Raw genomic sequence first — 2,431 nt, 5'->3', positions numbered from 1 at the left:
TTTCAAAGAACTACTTGGTCGCTCATTTGCGACTTCCTTATGTTAACATCTTCATTAGTTAATGTCAACTAAGTTTTCCATTTCGTTTGTCGCTTGCGACGTTAATGTCATCGGCGACTTGTTCTATATTACACCTCTAAAGTATAATCGTCAATATGTTTTTTAAAAAACTTTATATTTTATAGATTTCATTTACGTATTTCTTCTATAGTTATATACAAGCACCCCGCAGAACAATCTATGGGGTGCTCTTCTACCATAAAAACTATTGTTCTTTCGACGGCACCGAACAACTTCCATCAGCACAAGAAAGATCGCTTCCACCCTCTGCTGAAAGTTCCTGTAACTTCGGTGCAGGATTCTCTTCTTCCCAAACTTGCTGAAGTGCACCGACAAAAGTTTCAAGTGGTTGTGCACCTGAAATAGCATACTTTTGATTAATAATAAAATAAGGCACTCCCGAAATTTGATATTGCTGAGCAATCGCTTCATCAATTCTAACATCATTTGCGTACGCATTTTTATCATTAATAACATTTAAAGCTTCTTGCTTATCTAAACCTGAGGCTGCAGCGATAATAGCAAGTGTATCCACATCACTTAAATTTTTCGATTCAGTGAAATATGCAAAAAGTAGATTCTCCGTAATCTCCTTTTCTTTTCCATGATTCTTTGCAAACTTCGCAAGACGATGCGCATCAAACGTATTCGTCGGCTTCATCTCATCAAAATTAAAACTTAAACCCATACTAACTGCATGATTTCCTAGCTGTACGTTATTACGCTTAGCTTCTTCAATACTAATTCCATACTTTGATGCAAGCACTTCATTAATACTTGTTCCAGAGTAAACGGGAGTATTCGGATCCAACTCAAAACTTTTAAACTCAACTTCAACATCCTTCTTATGTGGAAATTGCTCTAAAGCCATCTCTAATCTACGTTTCCCAATATAGCAAAATGGGCATACAAAATCCGACCAAACCTCAATTTTCATATAAACACCTCATTAACATTTAGTTTTCAATCATTGTAGCACTGAGATTAAGGAATTCAAAAGTTTTTGCTCTATCTCCTTCATATAGTACATACAAAAATACACTTATAGCAGACTACCTAATTAACAAAAAAAACGATAATCAAAAGGATTAACTATTATCCCTCCGATTATCGTCTATATAAATGCAACAACTTTAATTATGCCGGAATATACTTCCCTACGAACTTCCATACGGTATTCCAATATTTATTCGAATCTACTTTCTCCGCTTCTCCATGCCCAGCACCTGGAACAATTAATTTCTCTTTTTCTACTTTTGCAGCATTATATACTTCATCTAACATTTCAAAAGGAACGAATGTATCAGCATCCCCATGAATGAATAGCATAGGTGTTTTACTTTTCGCCACTTGTTTTACAGCTGAAGCTTCTTCTAAATCATATCCAGCTCTTAATTTTGTAACTGTATTTGCCGCATTCATAACAGGAAACTTCGGCAAGTGGAATAAATCTTTTAGCTGATAAGTAAATTCATCAATAACGGTTGAGTATCCACAATCTTCAATAATAACTTTAACATTAGAAGGTAAATCTTCTCCTGAAGTCATCATTACAGTTGCCCCGCCCATTGAAACACCAAATAGAGCTATTTCAGCATTAGGATCTTTCTTTAAGATTTGTTGAATCCAAATCAAAACATCTTTACGATCATTCCAGCCCATACCAACATAATCCCCTTCACTATTTCCGTGCCCACGAAGGTCTGGTGCTATGACATTATAGCCTTGTTCATAAAAGTTACGAATATATTTCGTCATTTCTGATGCTCTACCATTGTATCCATGAACCACAATTGCCCATTTATGACTAGATGATTCATTCATATATTCATAGCCTTTTAAATTCAATTTATCGAAAGAACGTATAGTTAATGTGTTAGGTTTATACTTCGATACGAAGTTCGCATTCTTTTCTTCATTTGTAGCCAATACATCTCCCGATGCATTTACCGTTTCTACTAAATGAGGATTATCTTGCAAAAATTCTTTTTCTTGTTTCGCATTCAATGCGTAGTTATAAAAATAATTCCCAACTAACATATACACGATTAATAGAAGGACTAAGACTACTATAGTAATTATACCTATCCTTTTCATATTATCTCCTTTTCTAACTTAAATCTTCTTATATTAAAGTACATCAAAAAAACAACTGTACTATTTTAACACACCAGTGAATCTTATCTTTAAGAAATAAAATAGAAAATCTTAAATTACATATCAAAAATCACGAAAGAAATCTAATGAAACTTATATAAATATGTAATTAGCTTTGAAAAGAAGTTACAAAACATAAAAAAGACGAGTCATTCTGACTCGTCTTAAAGTTGCTTGGCGACGTCCTACTCTCACAGGGACAAGGTCCCAACTA

Annotated in this window: 2 protein-coding genes; both read right to left on the bottom strand. The window is 34.0% G+C overall.

The features are described from left to right. Nucleotides 1-265: 265 nt before the first annotated feature. The gene (locus ACQRBL_RS28610) at nucleotides 266-997 is read right to left on the bottom strand and encodes a DsbA family oxidoreductase (protein WP_411996815.1); all 732 of its coding nucleotides are present in this window, start codon (nucleotides 995-997) and stop codon (nucleotides 266-268) included. A 200-nt stretch (nucleotides 998-1,197) separates the two neighbouring features. Next, complete coding sequence (locus ACQRBL_RS28605; protein WP_063546247.1) at nucleotides 1,198-2,157, bottom strand: alpha/beta hydrolase; 960 nt, start codon at nucleotides 2,155-2,157, stop codon at nucleotides 1,198-1,200. Nucleotides 2,158-2,431: the final 274 nt, after the last annotated feature.

It is taken from the genome of Bacillus sp. AF62, assembly GCF_050312695.1.
In the GTDB taxonomy this organism is placed as follows: domain Bacteria; phylum Bacillota; class Bacilli; order Bacillales; family Bacillaceae_G; genus Bacillus_A; species Bacillus_A cereus.
Note: the sequence above shows the minus strand (reverse complement) of the source record. Positions and strands in the feature narration are given on the sequence as shown.